General features: G+C 72.0%; 19 protein-coding genes. 18 read left to right on the plus strand and 1 reads right to left on the minus strand.

What is annotated here, in order from left to right; translation table 11 throughout:
• Positions 1–10 precede the first annotated feature (10 nt).
• The 16 genes from AN218_RS08985 (at position 11) to AN218_RS09060 (ending at position 18,357) form a co-directional block, all read left to right on the plus strand.
• Positions 11–325: a DMT family transporter gene (locus tag AN218_RS08985; protein WP_070016238.1), complete on the plus strand. Its 315-nt coding sequence runs from the start codon at positions 11–13 to the stop codon at positions 323–325.
• Positions 326–372: 47 nt separating this feature from the next.
• Positions 373–960: an LURP-one-related family protein gene (locus AN218_RS08990; protein ID WP_070016239.1), complete on the plus strand. Its 588-nt coding sequence runs from the start codon at positions 373–375 to the stop codon at positions 958–960.
• A 131-nt stretch (positions 961–1,091) separates the two neighbouring features.
• A complete protein-coding gene (locus AN218_RS08995; RefSeq protein ID WP_070016240.1) occupies positions 1,092–1,784 on the plus strand; it encodes a DNA alkylation repair protein in 693 nt (230 codons plus the stop codon).
• A 149-nt stretch (positions 1,785–1,933) separates the two neighbouring features.
• Entirely contained in the window at positions 1,934–2,299 is a 366-nt protein-coding gene (locus AN218_RS09000) for a PH domain-containing protein (RefSeq protein WP_070016241.1), read from the plus strand.
• Positions 2,300–2,492: 193 nt separating this feature from the next.
• Entirely contained in the window at positions 2,493–2,687 is a 195-nt protein-coding gene (locus AN218_RS09005; RefSeq protein WP_070016242.1) for a hypothetical protein, read from the plus strand.
• Between the two features lie 247 nt (positions 2,688–2,934).
• A complete protein-coding gene (locus AN218_RS09010; RefSeq protein ID WP_070016256.1) occupies positions 2,935–4,098 on the plus strand; it encodes a 4-hydroxybenzoate 3-monooxygenase in 1,164 nt (387 codons plus the stop codon).
• 151 nt (positions 4,099–4,249) lie between these two features.
• On the plus strand, positions 4,250–5,155 hold the full coding sequence (locus AN218_RS09015) for a bifunctional helix-turn-helix transcriptional regulator/GNAT family N-acetyltransferase (RefSeq protein WP_070016243.1): 906 nt from the start codon (positions 4,250–4,252) through the stop codon (positions 5,153–5,155).
• A 371-nt stretch (positions 5,156–5,526) separates the two neighbouring features.
• Positions 5,527–6,852: an MFS transporter gene (locus tag AN218_RS09020; RefSeq protein ID WP_079131964.1), complete on the plus strand. Its 1,326-nt coding sequence runs from the start codon at positions 5,527–5,529 to the stop codon at positions 6,850–6,852.
• Between the two features lie 259 nt (positions 6,853–7,111).
• A complete protein-coding gene (locus tag AN218_RS09025) occupies positions 7,112–8,098 on the plus strand; it encodes a glycoside hydrolase family 64 protein (protein ID WP_070016244.1) in 987 nt (328 codons plus the stop codon).
• 378 nt (positions 8,099–8,476) lie between these two features.
• Positions 8,477–9,805 (plus strand): MFS transporter, encoded by a 1,329-nt coding sequence (locus tag AN218_RS09030; protein WP_070016245.1) that lies wholly within the window; start codon positions 8,477–8,479, stop codon positions 9,803–9,805.
• 95 nt (positions 9,806–9,900) lie between these two features.
• Positions 9,901–10,857 carry a LysR family transcriptional regulator gene (locus tag AN218_RS09035; protein ID WP_216311743.1) on the plus strand — a complete coding sequence of 319 codons (957 nt, stop codon included), beginning with the start codon at positions 9,901–9,903 and terminating at the stop codon, positions 10,855–10,857.
• 88 nt (positions 10,858–10,945) lie between these two features.
• Positions 10,946–12,211: a flavin-containing monooxygenase gene (locus AN218_RS09040; RefSeq protein ID WP_070016246.1), complete on the plus strand. Its 1,266-nt coding sequence runs from the start codon at positions 10,946–10,948 to the stop codon at positions 12,209–12,211.
• 125 nt (positions 12,212–12,336) lie between these two features.
• On the plus strand, positions 12,337–12,753 hold the full coding sequence (locus tag AN218_RS09045; protein WP_070016247.1) for a RidA family protein: 417 nt from the start codon (positions 12,337–12,339) through the stop codon (positions 12,751–12,753).
• On the plus strand, positions 12,750–13,418 hold the full coding sequence (locus tag AN218_RS09050; protein WP_070016248.1) for a DUF1028 domain-containing protein: 669 nt from the start codon (positions 12,750–12,752) through the stop codon (positions 13,416–13,418). Before AN218_RS09045 ends, AN218_RS09050 begins: the two co-directional genes overlap by 4 nt.
• On the plus strand, positions 13,411–14,556 hold the full coding sequence (locus AN218_RS09055; protein ID WP_070016249.1) for a M20 family metallopeptidase: 1,146 nt from the start codon (positions 13,411–13,413) through the stop codon (positions 14,554–14,556). Before AN218_RS09050 ends, AN218_RS09055 begins: the two co-directional genes overlap by 8 nt.
• Positions 14,557–14,703: 147 nt before the next feature.
• A complete protein-coding gene (locus AN218_RS09060) occupies positions 14,704–18,357 on the plus strand; it encodes a toll/interleukin-1 receptor domain-containing protein (protein ID WP_216311744.1) in 3,654 nt (1,217 codons plus the stop codon).
• Between the two features lie 30 nt (positions 18,358–18,387).
• Here AN218_RS09060 and AN218_RS09065 read toward each other — a convergent pair whose 3' ends face one another.
• The gene (locus tag AN218_RS09065) at positions 18,388–20,229 is read right to left on the minus strand and encodes a PucR family transcriptional regulator (protein WP_070016251.1); all 1,842 of its coding nucleotides are present in this window, start codon (positions 20,227–20,229) and stop codon (positions 18,388–18,390) included.
• Between the two features lie 387 nt (positions 20,230–20,616).
• Here AN218_RS09065 and AN218_RS09070 point away from each other — a divergent pair, with 387 nt between their 5' ends.
• Both AN218_RS09070 and AN218_RS09075 read left to right on the plus strand, forming a co-directional pair.
• Positions 20,617–21,537, plus strand: a complete 921-nt coding sequence (locus AN218_RS09070; RefSeq protein WP_070016252.1) for an FAD binding domain-containing protein — start codon at positions 20,617–20,619, stop codon at positions 21,535–21,537.
• Positions 21,528–21,867, plus strand: a 340-nt coding sequence (locus AN218_RS09075; RefSeq protein ID WP_244900366.1) for a (2Fe-2S)-binding protein, incomplete at its 3' end; no start/stop codon positions are given. The genes AN218_RS09070 and AN218_RS09075, both read left to right, overlap by 10 nt.

The following is a 21,867-nucleotide window of genomic DNA, read 5'->3' on the forward strand; positions in this document are numbered from 1 at the left end:
GGGGTCTGTCATGGCGTGGATCGTTCTTGTGCTGTCCGGAGTCCTGGAAGCGGTGTGGGCGACCGCGCTCGCCAAGTCCGAGGGTTTCCAGCGCCTTTGGCCGAGCACCGTCTTCGCCCTCGCGCTGCTGCTGAGCATGGCGGGCCTCTCCTACGCGCTCCGCACGGTCCCCGTAGGCACCGGCTACGCGGTGTGGGTGGGCATCGGCGCGGCCCTCACCGCGACGTACGCGATGCTCTTCGGCGGCGAGTCCGCGGGCGTGCTGAAGCTGCTGCTCCTGGCGGGGATCGTGGGCTGTGTGGCGGGGCTGAAGCTGACGCACTGACGGGGACGCCGCGGACGGCGGCCGGGAGGCCCAATACCCTGTGCAGCGTGCCGACTTCGATCTACCACGTGCGCAAGATCTCGCTCGGTCTCAAGCGCAAGTACCGGATCTCCGCCGACGACGGGGACGGGAGACCGGGCAAGCCGCTCGGCTACGCGGAGAAGAAGCTCAAGACGTCCGACGAGCTGGACGTCTACGGGGACGAGCAGCGCAGCGAGAGGCTGGTGACCGTCCGCGAGAGCTCGAAGGGCTGGCTCGCCGCCCTCACCGGCTACGAGGTCTTCGACCCCGAGGGCCTGCTCCTCGGCTCCTTCGGGCTGCTGCCGAGGAAGTCGGTGGACCGTACGACCTGGGAGTTCGAGCAGCCGGGCCTCGGCAGGCTCACCGGTACCGAGCGGAGCGTCGCGACCGCGCGGGCCAGGCGGCTGCTGACCCTGTTCGACACGGTCGGTGAGATCGCCGGGGCCGTGGTGAAGTACCACTTCGACTTCACACGGGACGGCGAGCCCGCCTTCAGCATCGACAAGCCCAAGGTGTTCGACGACTGGTACCGCCTGACCGTCCACGAGGACGCCGTCGACAGGCGGTTGCTCTTCGCGCTGGCGGTGACGATGGAGGCCCGTCAGCGCGGCTAGGGCGTGTCCGCATCGCCCCGTCGGGGGCCCGCCGCACGTCAGCGGCGGAACGGACGGGCCCGTGCACAGGGATACGGAGAAGCCCGCCTCCGCCGTAAGCTCGGTTCCGCGTGTGGCGGGAGGAGGCTGGGATGGCCGGAACGACGTCGGCGTCGACGGGCAGCACGGTGGCCGAGGTGACGGCCGAGCTGGCCGGGCTCGAAGACCCGAAGATCCGCGCGGTGAACGAGCGGCACGGTGACGACCACGGCGTGAACCTCACCAAGCTGCGCGCGGTCGCGAAGCGGCTGAAGACGCAGCAGGAACTCGCCCGCGGGCTCTGGGAGACGGAGGACACCGCGGCGAGACTGCTGGCGCTGCTGATCTGCCGCCCGAAGGCGTTCGGGCGCGACGAGCTGGACGTCATGCTGCGCGGTGCGCGCACGCCCAAGGTGCAGGACTGGCTCGTGAACTACGTCGTGAAGAAGAGCCCGCACGCCGAGGAGCTGCGTGCGGCCTGGTTCGCCGACGCGGATCCGGCGGTCGCGAGCGCGGGCTGGGCGCTGACCGCCGACCGCGTACAGAAGAAGCCCGAGGGCCTGGACCTCGCCGGACTGCTCGACGAGATCGAGGCGGAGATGAAGGACGCCCCGGAGCGCCTGCAGTGGGCGATGAACCACTGCCTGGCCCAGATCGGCATCGCACACCCCGAACACCGCGCCCGCGCCCTCGCGATCGGCGAGCGCCTGGAAGTGCTCAAGGACTACCCGACGTCGCCGGGCTGCACGTCTCCGTACGCGCCCGCGTGGATCACCGAGATGGTGCGGCGGCAGCAGGGCGCGTAGGACGGCTCGCGCGGCCGTCCGTATACGCGGTCCGGCGCCCGCCGTCTCCTCCCGAGGGGCGACGCGGCGCGCGGACGTCCGTGGATACGCTGCGCGCGCACGCGCCGCCGGCCGACCGGGCGGCCATACGACGACAACTGGGGGCTCCCGTGGCGCTGTTCGGCAACGCACACACCATCGATCCGGCCAACGCGCAGCAGGAGTACGGGCGTCTGCTGGGACGGAGCGAACAGGTCCACGCGGCGTTTCTGCTGATCCGCGACACCATCCTGTTCACCGACCGGCGGCTGATCCTCATCGACAAGCAGGGCGTGACCGGCAGGAAGGTCGAGTACCACTCCGTCCCGTACCGGAGCATCACGCACTTCGCCGTGGAGACGGCGGGGACCTTCGACCTGGACGCGGAGCTGAAGATCTGGATCTCCGGCACCCGCGACCCCCTCATGAAGACCTTCACCAAGGGCGTCGACATCTACGAAGTGCAGGCCCTGCTCACGGAGTTCGTGGTGCGCTGACCCGGCAGCCGCACACGCCCGTCCCGCACACGTCGATCCCGCACGGGCGATCCCGCGCATCCCTTCCGTCATGGTTGGCGCAGAGCGTTCTGTACGCGCCCTGGCGCGCGCCGTCACGCTGGAACGGGCGTACGCGGAGCGCCGCGCACGCCCGCGGACGGACGCATGACGATCCGAGGCGAGGGGGCCGACGTTGGACGGTGACCCACCGCCGCCCTGCCCCTCACACGGAGAGAGCCCCTCTGACGGCGACGAGGACAACGACGGCAGCGACGGCCCCGGCGGCACCCACGGTCCCGGCAGCCGGGGCGTCGTGGTGGCCGCGCTCGTCCTGACCGTTCTCACCGTGCTGGCCGCGATCGCCGCCGCCCTCCAACTCCTCCTGTAGCGGCGGCAGTCGGGACATCGGGGCCGCGCTGTACACCAAGATCACGCTGCCCTAATCTTGGGCGCCTGCCCGGTGCCGACGCTGTGTTCGGGAGGTCGTTCGCGTGGTCCCGCAGGAGCAGGACGCGGACGGATCCGCGCTCCCTTCCCCGGCCGCCTCCGGCGCCGCCGCCCCGCACACCGCCACCGCCTCCCACTCCGCCACGGGTCCTGGCGACGAGCGCGACGAGCGCACCTCCGTCGTCGTCATCGGCGCGGGCCCCGCCGGTCTCACCCTCGCCCATCTGCTGCGCGCCGAGGGCGTGGACTGCGTCCTGCTGGAGGCCGAGAGCCGGGAGACCGTCGAACTGCTGCCGCGCGCGGGCTTCTTGGAGGAATGGGCCGTACGCGCCCTGGAGCGGCGCGGCCTCGCGGGACCGGGGCTGCTCTCCGCGGAGGCACACGGGGACTGCGAGTTCCGGCTGGACGGCACACGCCATCTCTTCCGCTACGGCGACCTCTCGGGCCACCGCCACATCGTCTATCCGCAGCAGCGGCTGGTGACGGACCTGGTGCGCGGGTACGCCGACGAGGCGGGCGGCGACGTGCGCTTCGGCGTCCGGGACGTGGCCGTGCACGGGATACGCACCAGCCGTCCCACCGTCACCTACACCGACCCCGGCGACGGCCAACCCCGCACGCTGGCCTGTGACTTCGTCGCCGGCTGCGACGGCGCGCGCGGCTCCTCCCGTGCCGCGATCCCCGAGGGCGGCGTCGAGGTCTTCCGGCAGGACCTGGGCGTGGGATGGCTCGCGCTGCTCGCCGAGGCGCCGCCGTCCGCGGAGCGGGTCGTCTTCGGGCTGCACCCGCAGGGCTTCGCGGCGCACATGGCACGCGGCCCGCGGACGACCCGCTACTACCTGGAGTGCCCGCCGGGGGACTCCCCGGACAACTGGCCGCACGAGCGCGTCTGGAGCGAACTGCGCACGCGGCTGCGCGCACGCGGTGCGCCTTCCCTCAACGAGGGCGAACTGATCGAGCGCCGCGTCCTCGACATGCACAGCTACGTGGTCGAGCCGATGACGTACGGGCGGCTGCACCTCGCGGGCGACGCGGCGCACCTGGTGGCGCCCGTCGCCGCCAAGGGCATGAACCTCGCCCTGAACGACGCGCTGTTGCTGGCCGACGCCTTCCGCGCGTACTACCGGGAGGGCGACGACAGCGGTCTCGAAGGGTATTCGGACGCCTGTCTGCGGCGGGTGTGGCAGTACCAGGACTTCAACGCGTGGCTCTCGGAGACCGTACACGGACCGTCGTCGGGCGACGCGTTCCGCGCGGGGACGGCCGCGGCGCGGCTGCGGCGCATGACCCGCTCCGAGCGGGCGGGCCGTGCGGTCGCCGCCCTCTACATCGGCAGCGACGCGGACCACTGAACGGGCGCCCGCCCGCAGTGACTTGGGCCGCCTGCCCGCGCACGTCCGGGCTTCCGCCGCGACCGCCGGGCTGCCGCCGTCCCGCCGTGCTCCCGTATGCGATGTCCTGCGCCCCTGGCGTCCGGAGGTTTCCTCTGACTATTGTCAGAGAATGAACGATGCGCAGATCGAACAGGTACGGCGGTTCAACCGCACCGTCACCGAACGCGTGGGCGTGCTCCGCGATCATTACCTCGGGCTCGACCGCCCCATCGGCGAGGCCCGGCTGCTGTGGGAGGTCGGCGCGGAGGGCCGGGACGTCCGCGGTCTGCGCGAGCGCCTCTCCCTCGACTCCGGTTACGTCAGCAGGCTGCTGCGCTCGCTGGAGGCCGACGGCATGGTGACGGTCGAACCGCAGCCCGAGGACCGGCGGGTGCGCACCGTACGGCTGACCGAGGCCGGACGTGCCGAGCGCGCACGGCTCGACGAGCGCAGCCACGGGCTGGCCGGGTCCCTGCTGGAGCCCCTCAACTCCGCACAGCGCGAGCGGCTGGTCGCCGCCATGGCCGAGGTCGACCGGCTGCTGACCGCCGCGACCGTCACCGTCGACGCCGTCGATCCCGGCCATCCCGACGCCGAACACTGTCTGCGCTCCTGCTACGAGGAGTTCCAGGAACGCTTCGACTCCGGCTTCGACTCCACCCGCAGCCTGCTGCCCGATCCGGGCGAACTCCGGCCGCCCCGCGGCCTGTTCCTCGTCGCCCGGCTGCACGGCGAACCCGTCGGCTGCGGCGGCCTGAAGCTGCCGGCGGACGCTCCCGCCGAGATCAAGCGGATGTGGGTCGCGCCGCGCGCCCGCGGACTGGGCCTCGGCCGCCGCTTCCTGGCCGAACTGGAGGCCCGCGCCCTGGAACACGGCCGCGACCTACTGCGCCTGGACACCAACAAGACGCTCACGGCGGCGATCGGCCTCTACCACTCCTGCGGGTACGAGGAGATCCCCGCCTTCAACGACGAGCCGTACGCACACCACTGGTTCGAGAAGCGGATCGCCGGCGCGGCGCCGCGGCCGGAGTGACCGGGGCACACTGACCGCGGCCCGCGGCAACGTACGCCTCGACCTTGGCCGGTCGGGACGCCCTCGCCGGCGGCCCCGACTCGGTCGTGGGCTCGGTCGGGTCGTCCGTGCCGTACGCGCTCGGCACCTCCCGTACGGGCCCGTCTCACGCGGCGAATCCCAGGTGACCGCGTCGTGAGCGGCGGGCGATACTGGTCCGCGACCGAGTAGGTGTACCAGGAAACGGAGTCGCGGTGGACGGCGCGGAGACCACAGGAGAGGACACCGCGCGAGCGGAGGGCGGACGGTCCGGACCGGCCGGGCCGGACCTCCCGGCGGCACGGGACGTGCCCGTCAACGACCCGCCGCCGCACGCCGGTTGGCGCCGGCTGATGATGGACACCCGTCCGCTGCGCCATCTGCCCTTCCGCCGGCTGTGGTCCTCCACGGCCCTCACCGCCATGGGCAGCCAGTTGACCGCCGTGGCCGTGCCCAAGCAGGTGTACGACATCACCGGCTCCTCGGCCTGGGTCGGCTACGCCAGCTTCGCCGGGCTGATACCGCTCGTGCTCTTCGCGCTCTGGGGCGGTGCGATCGCGGACACCGTGGACCGGCGCAAGCTGCTGCTCGTCTCCAACGCGGGCATCGCGGTGACCTCGCTGCTGTTCTGGGTGCAGGCGGCCACCGGCGCCGAGTCGGTCCTGCTGCTGATGGTGCTGCTCGCCTCGCAGCAGGCGTTCTTCGGCATCAACCAGACCACCCGCAGCGCCTCCATCGCCCGGCTGGTGTCCCTGGAGGAGCTGCCCGCCGCCAACGCGCTGATGTCGACGGTGAGTTCCATCGGAATGGTCTTCGGACCCCTGCTGGCCGGTGCGCTGATCCCCGTCATCGGGCTGCCGGAGCTGTATCTGATCGACGCGGTGGGACTGTGCGTGGCGCTGTGGGCGGTGTGGCGGCTGCCCGCCCTGCCGCCGCTGACCCGTACCGGGACGGAGCCCCGTACGACGGCGGGGACGAAGACGGGGACGAAGCCCGGTACGGCGAAGGCGGCCGGGACCAAGACGGGGGCCGAGACCGGGACCGGGAGCGGGGCCGCGGCTCCGCGCGTCGCCGGCTGGCGTGAAGTGGCCGCCGGATTCCGGTACATCGTCGCCAGCCGGGTGCTGCTGCTCTCCTTCATCGCCGACATCGTCGCCATGGTCTTCGGCATGCCCCGCGCCCTCTTCCCGCAGCTCGCCGCCACGACGTACGCGCCGTGGGGCGAAGGGCTCGCCCTGGGCCTGCTGTTCGCGGCGATCCCGATCGGGGCGGTCGCGGGCGGGCTGTTCTCCGGGATCTTCTCCCGGGCGCGCAACCACGGCGTCATGGTCATCGCCTCCGTCGTCGCCTGGGGGATCGCGGTCGCGGGCAGCGGCCTGAGTTCGAGCCTCTGGTGGGCGGCCGCCTTCCTGATGGCGGGCGGCGTCGCCGACATGATCTCCATGGTCTTCCGCGGCGCCATCCTCCAGTCCGTGGCCACCGACGACATGCGGGGCCGTATGCAGGGGGTGTTCACGGTCGTGGTGGCGGGCGGCCCGCGCGTGGCGGACCTGGTGCACGGCATGGCGGGCGCCGCCCTCGGCACGCGTACGGCTGTCACCGCGGGCGGCCTTCTCGTCGTCGTCGCCATGCTGGTCCTGGCGGTCGCGATGCCCGCGCTGCGCCGCTACCGGGCCTGATCCCGGGGGACGAGGGAACGCCGGGCACCGCTCCGCGTCGCTTCCCGCGCGGCCCAACTGCCCGCCGCCGCAGGGGGATTGGTACGAACTTGTTGACAACGGTGTCACCACACAGGAGTCTTCTGAGAGCGCTCTCTGCTCCTCCTCGCAGCGCCGGGAACGGCGGTGCGGACGCTCCACCCTGGCCGGACGCGGCAGCCGCACGATCACCGACGCGCCCGCGCTCCACCCCCCCCAACCCCCGAGCCCGGGAGGAAAGTTGCTCTCCGTATTGCCCGCACGCCACCGACGGCCGGCTCTGCTGCTCGCCGCACTCGTCCTCGCCCTGCTGGCGCTGGCCGCGTTCGCCTTCACCTCGCCGTCGGCGCAGGCCGCGCCCCCGGCGCACGCGGACGCCGCCAAGGCCGTCGCCGCGGGCGACCCCCCGCCGGACGACTTCTGGGGCGACACCGACAGCATCCCGCCCGCGAACAACGTGCTGACGGTGAAGGTCCTCAACAAGACCAACGGCAAGTACCCCGACGACCAGGTCTACTGGACGTTCAACGACGAGACCCACACCATCGCCGAGCAGTCCACCGTGGACATGGCGGCCAACAGCGCGGGCCGGATGACCTTCCATCTCGGGTCGCCCGACAGCAAGTTGACCGACTTCATCGAATTCACCGTCGGCGACGACGTGTTCAACGGCAACACCACACGCGTCGACGGCTTCGGCCTGAAGCTGGCCATGCGTCTGCACTCGCACGACGGCGACGACGTGCAGGTGGGCGAGGACTACTCGACGTTCCAGCAGAGCCGGGAGGAGACCTTCGCGCAGTTCAAGGACGAAGTGCCGGACGAGTTCGACGGGCTCGCCGACGCCGACCAGAACAGCATCCTCGCGCCCCGCAGCTCTCCCGACTTCCAGGACGGCGGCGCGCACGCGGACTACTTCGCGTCCTACGCGCAGTCGGCCGGCGTCGACGCGTCCACCGCGGAGATCATGGGCTGCTCCGGAGCGCTCTCCGAGGAGGCCGGCAAGTGCTCCGCGGTCAACCGGCACGTGGCGCATCTCCCGGAGTCGGACTGGTCCGACCCGAGCAAGTACTACCAGGAGGGACCGGCCAACTACTACGCCAAGTTCTGGCACGACCACGGCATCAACAACCTGGCGTACGGATTCCCTTACGACGACTTCGCGGGCCAGTCCTCGTTCGTCTCGCACAACGACCCGCAGTGGCTGGCGGTCGCCGTCGGCTGGTGACGGCGCACGGGCACAGGCCCGTACGACCCCAACAGCCACAGCCACAGCGGCAGTCGCGCACCGCATGAGCGGGCCCGGCACCCCCGGAACGACCGGAGGTGCCGGGCCCGTCGCATGCGCCCGCGAAAAGGGGGGCTCATCGCGTAGGCCCGGGAAAAGGGGCCCGCGGAAAAGGCCCCGCGTACACCGGGGCCGGTGCACGGGCGTAAAAGACGGATGACGCCGCGGTTTCCTCTCCCCGTTCCGCGAAGAGCGGAGACGAGGCATCGACCAGACCGTGGGGACCATCGATTTTTTCCTCTGGTTGGGAGCGAGAGCGCCACCTACGCTGCTGCGCACCCCCGGCTACGGGAGATCCCCGCTGATGTAGGAGCACCGATGGCAACCACGCTTGCGGATGACCGGGCCACGCAAAAAGGTCTACGACGCAGCGTCATCGCTGGGTCGATCGGCGTCCTCGTCCACTGGTTCGACTGGGCGGTGTACGCCTACATGGCCACGACGATGGCGGACATCTTCTTCCCCAACCAGGACGGTACGGCGAGCCTTCTCTCCGTATTCGCCGTGTTCGCCGTCGCGTTCTTCGTCCGGCCGCTGGGATCCGTCATCTTCGGTCACTTGGGAGACCGCTTCGGCCGCAAGAAGACGCTTTCCCTGGTCATCATCTCCATGGCCGCCGGAACTCTGCTGCTCGGTCTGATACCGGGCTACGGAACGATCGGTCTGGCGGCGCCGGTACTTCTCGTCGTCGCCCGCGTCATCCAGGGAATCGCCGCCGGCGGTGAGTTCGGCTCCGCCGCCGCATTCCTCGCGGAGTACTCCCCGGCGAAGCGCCGCGGTCTGGGGACCTCTTCCATCGAGATCGGTTCCGTTCTCGGATTCCTTCTCGCGTCCTTCGTGGTGTGGGCGCTCCACACCACGCTGAGCGAAGCGGAGATCAGCGCCGGAGGCTGGCGCATCCCGTTCCTCGTCACCGTTCCGCTGGCGCTCGTCGGCCTCTACATACGTCTCAAGGTCGAGGACACCCCGGAATACCGGGCGCTGGAAGAACTCGACACCGTACCGGCGTCGCCCGTCACCGAGGTCTTCAAGAGCAACCGCACGCAGTTCTTCCAGACCATCGGCATCGAGACGTTCATGAACTGTACGTTCTACGTGGTGCTCGTCTATCTCCTCACGTATCAGGAGGAGATCGTGGGGCTCCACCCCGACCAGGCCGCCCTGCTGTCGACCGTGGCGTCGCTGGTCGCCATCGCCCTCATTCCGCTCTCGGGCATCGCCTCCGACCGCGTCGGGCGCAAGCCGGTGCTGCTGACCGCCGCCGGACTGCTCATCGTGGGCGCCGTGCCGCTCTTCCTCCTGATGCGCCAGGGCTCCGGGAACGCCGCGTTCGCGGCGACCGCTGGCCTCGCCGCCGTCCTCGCGATCATCCTCGGCACACACTCCGCGACCGTCGCCGAGCTCTTCCCCACCCGCACCCGGCAGAGCGGTCTGTCCATGGCGTACGCGATCGCCGGCGCCCTCTTCGCGGGCACCCTTCCGTACATCAACACCTGGCTGATCTCGGCGACGGACGACCCGATGGTCCCCGCCTACACGCTCATCGTCGTCGGCGTCGTGGGCCTGCTGACCGTCCTGACGATCCCCGAGACCAAGGGCACCGATCTGCTCCACGCGTCCGACGTCTCCGCGGCGGAGTCCCCGTAGGACGTCCGCGTTCCGCAGCCGTACGCTGAGCGGCAGCGACGGGGGCGGACGGCGGATCCGCCCGCCGTCGGTGCACCGCGGCGGACGGAGTGCTCGTGATCAACGTGACCCTGCGACAGCTCGACTATCTGGTCGCCGTCGCCGACCACGGTACGGTCACCGCCGCGGCGCAGGCGCTCCACCTCTCGCAGTCGACGGTCTCCTCGGCGATCGCCGACCTGGAGCGCGTGCTGAAGATCAACCTCTTCGTGCGGCACGCGCGCGGGCTCTCGCTCACCCGCGACGGGCAGATGGTCCTCGCCGAGGCCCGGCGTCTGCTGCGGGAGGTCTCCAGCCTGGAGCGCCGGGTGGCCGGGCTGAGCGGGGAGCTGGCGGGAGAGCTGCACATCGGGTGCTATTCGACGATCGCCCCGCTCCTTCTGCCCGCGATCGTCACGGAGTTCATGCTCCATTACCCGGCCGTGGACGTGAACTTCTCGGAAGGCTCACAGCACGCGCTCCTGGAACAGATGGAGCAGGGCAGAAGCGACGTGGCGGTGATGTACGCCTACCGGTTCCGGAACCATCTGACGGATCTCGGCCACACCGCCACCAAGCTCACTGCCGTACCGCCGTACGTTCTGCTGCATCCCGAGCACCGCCTCGCCGGGGCCGAATCCGTCGCCTTGCGTGATCTGGCGGACGAGCCCTATATCCTCTTCGATCTCGAACCGGGCGGGCAGTACTTCCTGTCCGTTTTCGAGGCGGAGGGCGTGACCCCCAACATCCGTTTCCGCACGCCCAATTCGGAGCTGGTGCGCTGTCTGGTCGCGCGGGGCGCGGGGTATTCGCTGCTGAGCCAGCGGCCGAAGACGACCATCAGTTACGAGGGCCTGCCGTACGTCGCCAAGGAACTCACGGCACAGCACGAGGGATTGGACGTCGTCGCGGTCACACCGGGCGACCGTGTGCCGAGCAAGCGGGTCGCCACGTTCATCGAGATGGCCGTGCATCTTCTGCGGTCGGAGGTATGGACAGAACCGAAGGGACCCACGGAAATCCATTCTGGTTGACGCGGCCCGATCTCCGTACGGTGAGTTCTCCCCGGACGAGTCGCCGGCCGGTGGTGCACCGGATGAAATCCCGTGGAGGTACGTACGGATGTCGAGCACAGCGACGGAAGTCCTCGTCGTGGGCGGAGGCCAGGCCGGAATCGCCATGAGCGAGCACCTCGGCGAGTACGGCGTCCCGCACATCGTCCTGGAGCGCGACCGCGTCGCCGAGCGGTGGCGGACGTCCCGCTGGGATTCCCTGGTGGCCAACGGCCCGGCGTGGCACGACCGTTTCCCCAATCTGGAATTCCCGTGCGACCCCGACGCCTTCCCCACCAAGGAAGAGGTCGCGGCCTATCTGGCCCGGTACGCGGAGAAGATCGACGCCCCGATCCGCACCGGCGTCGAGGTGACCTCCGTGACCAAGAACGTGGGCGAGCCGGGATTCCGCGTGGGGACGTCGGAGGGCACAATCCACGCCCGCTATGTGGTGGCCGCCACGGGCCCCTTCCAGAAGCCGGTGATCCCCGCCGTGATACCCGAGGCGGCCCCCGTGCGCCAGATCCACTCCAGCACCTACGCCAACCCGCGGCAGCTCCCGGACGGCGCCGTGCTCGTCATCGGGGCCGGGTCCTCCGGGGTGCAGATCGCCGACGAACTCCGCCGCTCAGGCCGGGAGGTCCACCTCGCCGTCGGCCCGCACGACCGGCCGCCGCGGCGCTACCGCGGGCGTGACTTCGTCTGGTGGCTCGGTGTCCTCAACAAGTGGGAGGCGGCGACGCCGCCCCAGGGCGCTGAGCACGTCACCATCGCGGTCAGCGGGGCACGGGGCGGGCACACCGTCGACTTCCGCGACCTCGCCGCGGACGGCATCACGCTGGTCGGTACGGCCGAGTCGTACGCGGACGGGAAGGTCCGCTTCGCCGACGACCTGGGGCAGAACATCGCCCAGGGCGACGCGAATCACCTCTCGTTGCTGCGGGAGGCCGACGCCTATGTCGCCCGCAACGGCCTCGACCTGCCCGAGGAGCCGGAGGCCCACCGGCTGCGGCCCGACCCGGCGTGTGTGACGGACCCCGTACGCGAACTCGACCTCGCCGAGGCGGGCGTGACCTCGGTCGTGTGGGCCACGGGCTTCACCCAGGACTACGGCTGGCTGAAGGTCGACGCGTTCGACGAGAACGGGCGGCCGCGGCACCGGCGCGGCATCTCCTCCGAGCCCGGCGTCTTCTTCCTCGGGCTGCCGTGGCAGTCACGGCGCGGATCGAGCTTCCTGTGGGGCGTCTGGCACGACGCCCGGTTCCTCGCCGACCACATCATGATCCGCCGGTCCTACCGCGCCTACGGCTCCCCGGACGCGCCGGCGACCGCGTAGCCGTACCCGGCCGCCGCACGGCACGTCCGTCCACGGCGCCCGGGACCGCCCGCTTCCCCAACTGCCCTGCCGCGCCCGGAAGATCGGCATCCCGGCCCGAAACCCCCGAAGATCAGGGAACGTCCATGAAGCACACCAGGATCCGTCCGTTCAACACCAAGGACACCTACCCCGAGCAGAACCTCGACAACGACCTGTGCCAGGCCGTCGTCGCCGGCGGCGTCGTCTATCTGCGGGGCCAGATCGGCCAGGACCTCGAGACCCGCGAGAGCGTGGGTATCGGGGACGTCGAGGCGCAGGCGGAGAAGGCGATGGCGAACATCGCCATGCTGCTCGACGAGGCCGGCGGCGAACTCGAGGACGTCGTCAAGGTCGTCGTCTACCTCACCGACATCCGCTACCGCGAGACCGTCTACCGCGTGATGGGGCGCTGGCTCAAGGGAGTTCACCCGGTGTCGACCGGCATCGTCGTCCACGCGCTCGCCCGCCCCGAGTGGCTCGTGGAGATCGACGCCACCGCCGTCCTCGGGGAGCGCGCATGACCTTCTCCATCCTGGCCAGGGACGAGACCGGCGCCTTCGGAATGGCCGTCACCTCCTCCTCTCCCTGTGTGGCGGCGCGCTGCCTCCATCTGCGGTGCGGTGTGGGCGTCGTGGCGTCCCAGAACATCACCGACCCCCGGTTCGGCGGCTGGCTCCTGGACCGGCTCGCCGGGGGCGACTCCGCCGACGAGGCGCTGGCAGGGCTCCGCGAACACGACGGCACCACGGACTACCGGCAGTTGGCCGTCATCGGTGCGCGGGGCGCCCCGGCCGTCCACTCCGGCGCGCGGACCCTCGGTGTGCACCATGCGCGGACGTCGCAGGACGCCGCGGCCGCCGGGAACCTGCTCGCCGGCACCGGTGTCGTCGACGCCGTACTGGACGGATTCCGGTCCGCCACGGGCGAGTTGGAGCAGCGGCTGCTCGCGGCGCTGAAGGCCGGTCTGGCGGCCGGAGGCGAGGCCGGGGACCTCCGCTCGGCCGGACTCGCGGTCGTCCGCGACGCGGGATGGGCCGAGACCGATCTGCGCGTCGACTGGAGCGAGGCGCCGATCTCCGACCTGGAGGCGCTGCTGGAGGTGTGGCTGCCGCAGCGCCGCGACTATGTGACGCGCGGCATCGACCCCGGTACGGCCCCGGCCTACGGGGTGCCCGGCGATGAGTGAGGCGAAGGGGGCGAAGCGGCGCGTCCAGGACGACGTCGGCGGCCTCCACGCTGAACTGGCCGCGCTGTCCGAGGACTTGTACCGCAATCCCGAGACGGCCTGGAACGAGGTCGAGTCCGCCGCGAAGGTCGCCGGGCTCCTGCGCCGGCACGGCTTCGAGGTCACGGAGAACGTCGCCGGACTGCCGACCGCCTTCCACGCCCGTTCCGGATCCGGTACGCGGCGGATCGCGTACATGGCCGAGTACGACGCCCTGCCGGGCATCGGGCACGCCTGCGGCCACAACCTCATCTCGGCGATGTCGGCGGGCGCGGCGATCGCGCTGGCCCGTCGGGCCGACGAACTCGGCCTCACCGTCGAGGTGTTCGGCACGCCCGCCGAGGAGGGCGGCGGCGGCAAGATCGAGATGCTCGACCGCGGGGCCTTCGAGGGCCTCGACGTCGCGATGATGGCCCACCCGGCCCCGGTGGACGTCGCCCGCGCCGACCCCTTCGCCGTCTCCCACTCGGCGATCCGCTACACGGGCAAGGCGGCGCACGCGGCCGCGTACCCGACCCATGGACGCAACGCCGCCGACGCGTTCACGGTCGCGCAGGTCGCGATCGGCCTGCTGCGCCAGCAACTGCCGCCCAGCGTGCGCGTACACGGCGTCGTCACCCGCGGCGGCGAGGCGCCGAACGCCATTCCGCAGACGACGGAGGGGCGTTGGTACGTACGCGCTCAGGACATGGCGGAACTCGCGGCGACCGAGGAGAAGGTACGCCGCTGCTTCGAGGCGGGCGCCCTGGCCACCGGGTGCGACCTGGAGATCGAGCCGGAGTCGAAGCCGTACTCCGACTTCCGTACGGACGAGGCGGCGTTGGCGCTGTACGAGCGGAACGCCGCCGCGCTGGGCCGGGAGTTCGTCACCGAGGGCCCCGAGACGCAGATGTGCCGCGCGTCGACGGACATGGGCAACGTCTCCCAGGCCGTCCCGGCCATCCACCCCTACATCGGCCTCGGCTGCTTCCCGGTGCTCAACCACCAGAAGGAGTTCGCGGACCACTGCGTCGGCGAGACCGCCGAGCGCACGCTGAGCGACGGCGCGACGGCCCTCGCCTGGACGGGGGTGGACCTGGCGCTGGGGTGGGAGTCGTGAGGGGGCGGTCTTCGGCTGCCCCCGCCCGGCTCGCCGCCCCGCACTAGACTGCGCGCCGGGCGAGCCGGGCGGGTAGGGCATGAGGGGGCGGTCGTGGCCGGGGGTGCGCGTGTGGTGGCGGGGGAACTCTTCGCGGCGAGACGGCGGTTGGCGCGCTTATCGTCGAGCGGGACCGCGGTCTGGCTGGCGGCGTGCCTCGCGTGCTGGGCCGTCTTCCTTCCGCTGCTCGGGCCCTGGCTGGCGCTGACCGGGCTGCTGATCCCGTTCACCGTCTTCTTTCCGTCCCCGTCGTTCGCGGCGCTGTGGCGGATGCGGCAGACCCGGGTCGTCCACGCGTGGACGTGGCGGCGGCTGGGGGACGTGCAGGCGCTCGCGCTTCCGGTGACGCTGCTGGCCGTCGGCTGTGGCGTGCTCGTGGCGATGCCGTCCGGCGGGCCGCTCTTCTGGGCCGTACTCGTGCTGACGCCCCTGGGGATTCTCGCGGCGGCCGCGACCGCCGCCGTGGAGATCCGTCCCGAGAGCGCGCCCGAAGGCTCCGAGCCGACGCCGACGCCGACGCCGGTGCGCGACGCGGCGGGGTCCTCCTCGTCGCTCGTCGCCAAAGCACTGTTCATCGCCGGGGTGTTCGGGGTCTACGCATGGGCGCTGGGCGACCGGGTGCGGGAGGTCGTCGCGGGGGAGCGGCAGCCCGCGCCCCGGGTCGGGAGCCTCGTGCGGTGGATCGACGCGCAGATCGCGTCCAGCGTGTTCGGGCCGACGTACGACCGGCAGTGGTATTGGGCGTTCCTCGTGGGCGCCGCCGCGCTGCTCGCCGGCGGGTGCTCCCTGCTGCTGCGGGACGCGCTGCTGCGGGCGGGCACGGCGGCGGACCCGTTCGGCGCCGCCTCCGGACCGTACGAGGCGCCCTCCGAACCCACGAGCAAGGTGTTCCTCAGCTACTCCCGCAAGGACACCGCCTCCGCGCGCAGGCTCTCCGCCGGACTGGAGGAGCGGCTCGGCGAGCTGTGGGTGGACTGGCAGGCGATCAACCCCTCCGAGGAATGGCGGGAGTCGATCGCACGGGCCGTGCGCGGCGCCGACGCCTTCGTCGTCCTGCTGAGCCGGGACGCCCTGACGTCCACGCACTGCTGGGACGAGTGCCGGCAGGCGATCGAGCTGCGCAAGCGGATCCTGCCTGTCGTGATCGACCCGGAGCTGGAACGCGGCAGCACCAGCGCGCTCATGCGGGAGCGCGGATGGGGTGAGCTGACGGCGTTCCAGAAGCTGTCGCTGGCCGAGCCGGACGAGGAGCAACTCGCCCAGGGCATCGAGGACATCCTCGCCTTCGTCCATCAGCACCACCGGTGGGTGGCCTTCCACTCCCGGCTGGGAGTCCTCGCGCACCAGTGGTGGGAGAGCGGCCGTGTCGACGGACTGCTGCTGCGGGCCGACGAGTTGTCCGTCGCCGAGGCCTGGGAGCGGCACGCCCCGGACGAGCGTGACTTCCACGCCGGGCTCACCGAGAAGCAGCGGCGCTATCTCGACGCGAGCCGACGGGCCGTACGGCGGCGGACGATGCGCGTCCGGTCGCTGCTGGCCGCGGGCACGGCGGTGGTCGTGGCCCTGTCCGGGCTGGTCGCCGCGGGGCAGGCCGGCGCGGAGCACCAGTACCGTACGGCGCTCTCCCGCAAGTTGGCCGCCCTCGCCGGTGATGTGGCACGCACCGATCCGGAGAAGTCGCTGCAGTACGCGCTGGCCGCCCGGGGCCAGGCCGACACCGCCGAGGCGCGGAACGCCATCGCCGAGCGGCTGGACGCGTACAACGCGGTGCGCACCGTCGTCGCCCCGCGCGGCCGAAGTCCCGTGGAAGAAGTGGTCCTCAGCCGGAAGGGAGACGTCCTCCTCATCGACCGGGGGCGGTCCACCGAGGTCTGGGACGTGCGGCGGGCACGCAGCCGGGGCGTGCTGGAGGGCGGTCTGCTCTACTCCGGGGGCGGAGGCACCCTCTCCCTGTCGGCCGACGGCCGGACCATGGCCGTGCTGGCGAACGACCGGAGCCGGATCGATCTGGCCGACACCCGGACCCTGCGCGTCAAGGACAGCTTCGCGGCGTCCGAGACGGGCGGGCCGACCGGGCGGTTCATGGGCGGTGCGCTCAGCTCGGACGGCAGACGTCTGCTGGGCAACGCGTATCCGAGCTCCGGGAACGAGCCCGGCGACGTGGTGTGGGACGTACGCGACCACCGCATCGCCGGGACGTTCGGCCGCGGGGCGAACCTGGCGCCCTCGGGCCGTACCCTCCTGCGCGAGGACGACGGCGCCCTCCGGTTCCGGAGCCTGGAAGGTTCCGACGCCGAACAGGACGGCGACAGCGACGAGTTGGACGTCGACACCGACAGCAGCGGCTTCGTGGCCTTCACCGCACGGGACGAGGCGCTGATCAACGTCGACGGCGAGACCCGCCTCTACGCGCCGGGCGACGCGAAGCCGCGGGTGCCGGTGCCGGGCAAGGCCGTGGCGAACCGGCTGGACGCCGGCGGCGGCCCGGCCGTACTCCAGGGCCGCTACGCGGTGTTCGCCGAGGCAGGCGAGAAGCCGTACGAGCTGTGGGACCTACAGGAGCGCCGCCGTGTCGCGTCCGCGAGCACCGTCGAGAAGGCGATCGAGGAGGGCAGAGGGGAGGAGGCGCCGGAGTTCGACCCCGCCGATTCGCGCGCCGAAGCACAGACGCCGGACGGCTCGCTCCATGCGACGGCGGCCGCCGACGGCTCCGTCATGCTCTGGGAGCGGGGACGCTCCGGACGGATCAGCAGACATCTGCCCGTCCCGGAACACGACGGCGGCTACGCGATAAGCCCCGACGCCCGCACCGTGGCCTCGGCCACCGAGAACACCGTGAGCACATGGGACACGGGCAGGGGCCGCCGTACCGGGACGTTCCGACTCACCGGCGTCAAGGGCGCGTTGGCCTTCGACCGGCACGGCTCGCTGCTCGCCGTGGCCGTGGGACACCCGGAGGACGACGGGTTCCTGAAGCTCCATGTGGACGTCATACGGGTACGCGACGGCCACCGGGTCGCCCGGTTCGACGCGGGGGGACCGAGCAAGAACCACGTCGCGGACCTGATCTTCTCCCCCGACGGGAAGAAGCTGTACGCCGCCCTCACCGGGGACGCGAAGGTCGTCGCATGGGATCCGGCCGACCCCGGACGGCGGCCTCGTACGGTGGCGAGGACCGACGGGTTCGCCGACCACGCCGCTCTCAGCCGCGACGGCACGAAGCTCGCCGCCGCCGGCCGCCAGGGCACGGTCGGGGTGTACGACACCTCCTCCGGCGCCCTGCTGCGCACCGTCCGCGAGGCGTCCGACATGGCGTTCAGCCCGGACGGAAGACGGCTCGCCACCACGTACTACTCCAGCCGTTCGGTCTCCGTACGGGATCTGCGGAGCGGGAAGAAGACCGGCGGCGACCTCGTGCCCGAAGCGGGCGCGTCCCATGTGCAGTTCAGCCCCGACGGACGCCGGCTCGCGGTCGTCGGCGACCCCGACGGCGGGCTCGCCGGGCGGCTGCCCGTGACGCTGTGGGATCTGAGCAGCCGGCGGCCGGTCGGTCCCCGTATCGCCTCGGTGCACGCCTGGGGAGCCGTACGTATCGCACCGGACGGCGAGAAGGTCGTGACCGCCGGGCGCTACGGGACGTCCGTCGTCGACACCACACCGCAGGGACGGGTCCGTTCGCTGTGCGGCATGGTCACGCACAGGGTCAGCGCGGCGGACTGGCAGGACGTCGCGCGCGGGGAGCGGTTCCACTGGCCGTGCTGAACGCGGCTCCGGACGAGGCCGTCCCGTCCGTCAGCTCAGACGCAGCGCGAGGAAGAAGTCGAGCTTGTCCTCGAGGCGGGAGAGATCGCGGCCGGTGAGCTGTTCTATGCGGCCCATCCGGTAGCGGAGGGTGTTGACGTGCAGGTGGAGCCGGGAGGCGCAGCGCGTCCAGGAGCCGTCGGCGTCGAGGAACGCCGCGAGGGTGGGCAGCAGTTCGGCACGGTGGCGCCGGTCGTACTCGCGCAGCGGCGCCAGCAGCCGGGCCGTGAACGCGCGGCGCACGTCGTCCGGTACGAACGGCAGCAGCAGCACGTGCGAGGCCAGTTCCTCGTGGCCGGCCGCGCACACCCGCCCGTCGCGGGCGGCGGCGACGCGGCGTGCGTGGCGGGCCTCTTCGAGCGCTCCGTGCAGTCCGCTCGCGGAGCGGACAGTGGCGCTGACGCCGAAGGTGAGACGGGTGCCCTCGGGCAGTCCCCGTTCCAGCGGTTCACGTACGGCGGCGAGCAGGGTGCCCGCGTCGAGTCCGCCGGGACCGGGGCCGGGGCCGGGGGTCGGATCCGGGGGAGCGGGCGCCGCGTCCGTGCCGTATGCGCTCTCCTCAACGTCCGCCGCCGGGGCGGCTCTTGATGCGTCCGGCGCGTTCGGCGCGTCTGGCGCGTCCGCTCCGTCCGCCGTCCCGCCCGTGCCGTGGTCCCGCTGCGGGAGCGCGGGCAGCGGGACGAGGGCCACGGCCTCGCCTCCGGAGTGGGTCACCGCGACCCGGTCCGCCGTGTCCGCGCCGGTCGTACGGGGGTCGAGCAGGATCTCCTCCAGGAGGGACCGGCACTCCCGGCCGTCCTCGTAACGCACGCCGTCCAGCCGTGCGACGACCACCTGCCACTGCGGTGCGCTGCCCAGTCCGGGCAGCAGCACGGGCGCGGCCACGCGCAGACGCGCGGCGATCTCGGCGGGCGGCGCGGCGGTGTGCAGCAGCTCCAGCACCTCGGTGGCGAGGCGGCGTCTGACGGTACGGGCCGCGTCCCGGCGTTCGCGTTCGACGGCTATGAGCTGGGTGATGCCGTGCAGCAGGTCGAGGCGCTCCTCGGGCCAGTCGCGGGCGTCGTCCTCGACGACCAGGAACCAGTCGGACAGGGCCGCGCGGCCCGGCACTTCGTCCGTCGGGCCGGCGCCGCGGACGGGGAAGAGGGAGTAGGTGGCGCCGCCGGTGGTCAGCAGATGCGAGCGGTGGCCCGAACTCGGCGTACGCACCGTGGTCAGATGCGCCGCCGCGAGCCGGGAGCGTACGTCGTCGGGCAGCGGGCGCCCCTTCGCCTCCGCGCTCTCCGCCCCGGGCACGGCACCGGGCCCGGCCACCGTACGGCCCGTGACGGACAGGACCCACGCCCGCAGATCCAGGTCCGAGCCGAGCAGATCGAGGACGACGTCGGGTCCGCCGCCCGCTCCTCCGCCCGACATCATGCGGCGGTGGCGGTCGACGACGGCGGCCAGATCGCCCGCGCGCTCCTGGGAGACCTGCCGCAGCACATGCTCGGTGACCGTCGCGAACGCCACGTCCTCGGTGACCGCGAACAGCGGCAGCCCGTGCTCGGCGCACGCCCTCACCAGCGGCTCCGGAACGAGGCCCAACTCGGCCTCGCCCGCCGCGAGTCCCGCGACGCCCGCCTTGGTGAGGACGGCGACGAACGGACCGGCGTCCTCCGGCGCCCGGTACCAGGCCAGCCCGGTCAGGACGAGTTCGTCCCCGGACAGATAGCGGCCGGGATCGCGCAGGTCGGTGGTCATGACGCCCCGCACGCCACGGTCCAGTTCCTCCTCTCCGGTGAGGAGGCGCAGCCCGAGCGAGCCGGTCTCCAGGAGTGCACGCAGCCGCATGGTCGTTCGCCGCCTTCTGTGTGTGCCGTGGTATGAGGTGGCGGGGCGGGAGTTGAGGGTCGGGCGGTCGTACCCGTGACGATGGTCCCCGTGTGGTCTGTCCCCGTTGGCCTGTCCCCGTGTGATGCCGCGAGCGGCCTGCCCGGCGGCGTTCGTGCGAATCTACAAGACCGTGGTGGCGAGCTGGCAAGAGCTTCATGGTTTCGGTGACTGCACGCGACGGGGCATGGCTCGGTGTACTGAACCGTGTACAGAAGCGGAACCATGCCCGCACCGCATACGCCTTCGGGGAGGCCGTCCGTCCGCCGCCTCCCGCACCACCGCACCCGCACACCCGGCACCGTCACCGGCACCCGTCAGCCACCCGAAGCGAAACGAGAAGAGCCCATGGAGTTCCTGCGTCCCGCCCGGTGGGAGGAGGCGCTCGCCGCGAAGGCCGAGCATCCCTCCGCCGTGCCCATCGCGGGCGGCACCGACGTCATGGTCGAGATCAACTTCGATCAGCGCCGTCCCGCTCAGTTGCTCGACCTGAACCGCGTGGCCGAGCTGCACGAATGGGAGACGGGGGAGGAGAGCGTGGCGCTGGGCGCCTGCGTCCCCTACACGCGGATCATCCGGCAGTTGCGCCGTGAGCTGCCGGGCCTCGCGCTCGCCGCGCACACCGTCGGCTCGCCGCAGATCCGCAACCGCGGCAGCGTCGGCGGCAACCTCGGCGCGGCCTCGCCCGCCGGTGACTCGCATCCGCCGCTGCTGACGGCCGGCGCCGAGGTCGAGGCGGAGTCCGTACGGGGCTCACGCCGTATCCCCGTCGAGGAGTTCTTCACCGGCGTCAAGCGCAACGCCCTCGCCGAGGACGAGCTGATCCGGCGGGTGCACATCAAGAAGGCGGACGGGCCGCAGCAGTTCTCCAAGATCGGCACCCGCAACGCCATGGTCATCGCGGTCTGCGGCTTCTCCGTGGCGCTGCACCCCGCGGACCGCACCGTGCGCGCCGCCGTCGGCTCCGCCGCGCCGACGCCCTTCCGCGCCTCCGCCGCCGAGGACTTCCTCACCGCGGCCCTGGAGGAGGAGCGGCTGTGGGAGAGCCGTGCGGTGCTCCGGCCGTCCGTGGCCGCGCGGTTCGCCGAACTGTGCTCCGCCGCGTGCAGCCCCATCGACGACGTACGGGGCAGCGCCGCGTACCGCAGACACGCGGTCGGCGTGATGGCCCGGCGGACCCTGGGCTGGGTCTGGGAGGAGTACCGGAGCGGCGGCGACGGCGCCGGCGCGGGCACCGACGAGAGCGCGGGAGGCTCCCGATGCGCGTGACATTCACCGTCAACGGACGGCGGCACGAGGCGGACGACGTGTGGGAGGGCGAGTCCCTGCTCTACGTACTGCGTGAGCGCATGGGGCTGCCCGGTTCCAAGAACGCCTGCGAGCAGGGCGAGTGCGGTTCGTGCACCGTGCGGCTCGACGGCGACTCCGTGTGCGCGTGCCTGGTGGCCGCCGGGCAGGTCGAGGGCCGGGAGGTGGTGACCGTCGAGGGCCTGGCCGACCAGGCGCGGCAGCGGACCGGGCCACCGGCGGACACCGCACCGGACACCGCACCGGACACCGCGTCCGGCGCCGCCCAGGACCCCGCGTCCGCCGGCCCCG

Origin of the sequence: Streptomyces nanshensis (assembly GCF_001751255.1) — a bacterium.
Lineage (GTDB): Bacteria > Actinomycetota > Actinomycetes > Streptomycetales > Streptomycetaceae > Streptomyces > Streptomyces nanshensis_A.

Excerpts from the sequence above, each read along its gene's own strand:
- AN218_RS09055 (WP_070016249.1), top strand. The coding sequence starts at position 13,411 with ATGAGTGAGGCGAAGGGGGCGAAGCGGCGCGTCCAGGACGACGTCGGC.
- AN218_RS09065 (WP_070016251.1), bottom strand. The coding sequence starts at position 20,229 with ATGCGGCTGCGTGCACTCCTGGAGACCGGCTCGCTCGGGCTGCGCCTC.
- AN218_RS09070 (WP_070016252.1), top strand. The coding sequence starts at position 20,617 with ATGGAGTTCCTGCGTCCCGCCCGGTGGGAGGAGGCGCTCGCCGCGAAG.
- AN218_RS09050 (WP_070016248.1), top strand. The coding sequence starts at position 12,750 with ATGACCTTCTCCATCCTGGCCAGGGACGAGACCGGCGCCTTCGGAATG.
- AN218_RS09040 (WP_070016246.1), top strand. The coding sequence starts at position 10,946 with ATGTCGAGCACAGCGACGGAAGTCCTCGTCGTGGGCGGAGGCCAGGCC.
- AN218_RS09015 (WP_070016243.1), top strand. The coding sequence starts at position 4,250 with ATGAACGATGCGCAGATCGAACAGGTACGGCGGTTCAACCGCACCGTC.
- AN218_RS09030 (WP_070016245.1), top strand. The coding sequence starts at position 8,477 with ATGGCAACCACGCTTGCGGATGACCGGGCCACGCAAAAAGGTCTACGA.
- AN218_RS09045 (WP_070016247.1), top strand. The coding sequence starts at position 12,337 with ATGAAGCACACCAGGATCCGTCCGTTCAACACCAAGGACACCTACCCC.
- AN218_RS08995 (WP_070016240.1), top strand. The coding sequence starts at position 1,092 with ATGGCCGGAACGACGTCGGCGTCGACGGGCAGCACGGTGGCCGAGGTG.
- AN218_RS08985 (WP_070016238.1), top strand. The coding sequence starts at position 11 with ATGGCGTGGATCGTTCTTGTGCTGTCCGGAGTCCTGGAAGCGGTGTGG.
- AN218_RS09020 (WP_079131964.1), top strand. The coding sequence starts at position 5,527 with ATGATGGACACCCGTCCGCTGCGCCATCTGCCCTTCCGCCGGCTGTGG.